This is a genomic window from Roseiarcus sp. (assembly GCF_052145395.1).
In the GTDB taxonomy this organism is placed as follows: Bacteria; Pseudomonadota; Alphaproteobacteria; order Rhizobiales; family Beijerinckiaceae; genus Roseiarcus.
In genome coordinates this window covers 1-2,655 of record NZ_JBKQOT010000365.1, presented here as the reverse complement: position 1 = coordinate 2,655, position 2,655 = coordinate 1, and the positions used below count along the sequence as shown (strand labels likewise).

2 protein-coding genes and 1 pseudogene are annotated in these 2,655 nt (G+C 63.5%); 2 read left to right on the top strand and 1 reads right to left on the bottom strand.

From position 1 onward, the window contains the following. Positions 1-43 precede the first annotated feature (43 nt). Both tnpA and ACLP25_RS12270 read left to right on the top strand, forming a co-directional pair. A pseudogene (gene tnpA, locus ACLP25_RS12275) lies at positions 44-474 on the top strand (IS200/IS605 family transposase); the annotation flags it as partial. Between the two features lie 247 nt (positions 475-721). Continuing rightward, positions 722-1,357: a glutathione S-transferase family protein gene (locus tag ACLP25_RS12270; RefSeq protein WP_442469475.1), complete on the top strand. Its 636-nt coding sequence runs from the start codon at positions 722-724 to the stop codon at positions 1,355-1,357. A 73-nt stretch (positions 1,358-1,430) separates the two neighbouring features. Here the strand turns inward: ACLP25_RS12270 and yghU are convergent, their stop codons facing one another. After that, positions 1,431-2,306 carry a glutathione-dependent disulfide-bond oxidoreductase gene (gene yghU / locus ACLP25_RS12265; protein WP_442469474.1) on the bottom strand — a complete coding sequence of 292 codons (876 nt, stop codon included), beginning with the start codon at positions 2,304-2,306 and terminating at the stop codon, positions 1,431-1,433. Positions 2,307-2,655: the final 349 nt, after the last annotated feature.

Below are 2,655 nucleotides of genomic sequence, written 5' to 3'. Positions count from 1 at the left end.
AGATCCAACGTGAGCGGCCACTCACACGAAAGGAACTCCACCGATGGACCAGTGCGAGAGTCTCATAAGCCACACAGCCTGGGTCTGCAAATATCATTTTGTGTTCATTCCGAAATGTCGTCGCAGGATTCTGTATCAAGAGTTGCGGTGGCATCTTGGCGAAGTGTTCCGCGAGCTTGCGGACCAGAAGGAGTCGAAGGTCGAGGAGGGGCATTTGATGCCCGATCATGTCCACATGCTGCTTTCGATCCCGCCGATGTACGCGGTTTCGCAGGTGGTCGGCTTCATCAAGGGCAAGAGCGCGATCACATGGCCAGGGTCTATGGAGAACGCAAACGCAATTTCGTTGGGCAGCACTTTTGGGCCCTAGGATTTGTCGTCAACACGGTCGGGTGCGACGAGCAGGCGATCCGCGCCTACATCCACAACCAAGAGGAGGAAGATCAGAGGCTGGAACAGTTGAACCTTTGGCGACGACAACGCCGCCCTTGGGCGGCTCCAAACTTAAGGGACCGCCTCAGCGCCCTCCTGCCGCTTCGAGCGGCTCAAAAACCTAAAGCCCCCGGCTTTGCCGGGGGATAGTCACATTGAGACTCTGCGAACCCCGGCGGAGTCGCTATATACCAACGTATATTTTGCTCTGGCCGGATGGGTTGCGATGACCCCGACTCGCAGGCACGATGCGTATCGTTTTGGCCGTGTGCGCAGGGGATCCTCCGAAGTGCAGCTGATCGGAATGCTCGACTCGCCTTACGTGCGCAGGGTCGCGGTCGCGCTGATCGCGGCGAAAAGTCCGTTCGAGCACCGGCCGATCTCGCTCTTCCGCCACATCGACGAATTCGCGAAAATCAACCCGCTCCTGAAGGCGCCGACGTTGGTGACCGACGACGGGACGGTGCTGATCGATTCGACGCTGATCCTCGATTACTTGCTTGCAACCTATCCCGCCATGACGGCGCTGACTCCCAAGGAGCCTGGTGAAAGGCCTCGCGCGCTGCGGTTCGCCGGTTTGGCGCTGGCCGTAATGGAGAAAGCGGTGCAACGGCACTACGAGCGCGCCCTTCGCCCGGCCGAAAAGCTCGATCAGCCTTGGGTCGACCGCATCATAGGCCAGCTTCAATCGGGGCTTCAGGCGCTCGACCGTGAACTCCCGCAGACCGGATGGATCACCGGCCCCCTCGGCCTCGCCGACATCGCCGTCGTCTGCGCCTTCGGCTTCGTCGCCGGAACGGTCGGTGACGTCGTCGACGTCGCGCGCTACGCGAACCTCGCCGCCTTCTCGGCGCGCGCCGAGGCGCTTCCGGCTTTCCGCGCCGCTCCGGCCGAGGACGGCGTGACCGCGCCGGTGGGGCTGTAGAGGGCGGGTCTTAGACGCGGTCGCTGACGTCGCTGACCGCATCCGCGGCGATCGCGGCCACAGCGGCGCTAGGTCATTGCCCCGCGGCGATCTTGTCCTGCGTCTTCGTCTCGAAGTCGCCGACGTCGTGGCGCTCGCGCAGTTGGCCAGCCGGATCGCCGTAAGTCCTGTTGACCATGCGGCCACGCACCACCGCAGGGCGGGCGAGCAGCGCCTCGGACCAGCGCAACACATTCGCGTAGTCCTGCACCGACAGGAATTCGGCGGCGCGGTAGAGCCACCCTTCGACCAGGCCGCCGTACCAGGGGAATATGACGATGTCGGCGATGCTGTATTCGTCGCCGGCTACATAGCGGCTCTCGCCGAGCCGGCGATCAAGAACGTGGAGCAAGCGTTTGGTCTCCATAGCGAAGCGGTCGATGGCGTATTCGATCTTGGTCGGCGCGTAAGCGTAGAAGTGGCCGAACCCGCCGCCGAGATAGGGGGCGCTTCCCATCTGCCAAAACAGCCACGACAGGCACTCGGCGCGCAACGCCGCTTCGTTTGGCAGGAACGCGCCGAATTTCTCGGCCAGATAGAGCAAAATGGCGCCCGACTCGAAAACTCGGACAGGCTTGGGCCCGGAGCGGTCCACCATAGCCGGGATCTTCGAGTTCGGGTTGATCGCCACGAAGCCGCTGCCGAACTGATCGCCCTCGCCGATGTTGATCAGCCATGCGTCGTACTGAGCATCGCTCTTGCCGAGCGCGAGCAGTTCCTCCAGCATGATCGTGACTTTCTGGCCGTTCGGCGTGGCCAGCGAATAGAGCTGGAGCGGATGGCCGCCGACCGGAAGGTCCTTCTCATGCGTCGGACCGGCGATCGGACGGTTGATGTTCGCGAACCGGCCGCCGCTCGGCTTGCTCCAGGTCCAGACTTTCGGCGGGACGTACTCGTTGGTTTCGGCCATGCTCTTTCTCCCGGGGGGTCATTGCACATACCGCGAGGCCGGCCGCGGGCGCGGTGCCGCCGCGAACTCCCTTGTCGCCACCGCCCGCCTCCGCCCGACGGACGCTGTCGGCGTCGGCGCTCGCCAGCTTACAGTCGAAGACCTCGGTGCGCACGCCTCCGGTCTCGTCGCACTATGAACCTGCTCCGGAAATCCTCCGGTTGCAAAGCTTGCTGCGCCTTAGCCCAGCTTCGCGGATTGGGGCCAGAATCGCGTGGTGCGCTTCAAGCAAATCAAGGCCTTGGCCTGAAAGGTCTTCACTCCGGGGCGTTTGTTGGCGGCAGCGCGGCGGCGGCGATTTTGGGGGCCG

Coding starts and splice junctions, on each gene's coding strand:
- yghU (WP_442469474.1), bottom strand. CDS start 2,306: ATGGCCGAAACCAACGAGTACGTCCCGCCGAAAGTCTGGACCTGGAGC.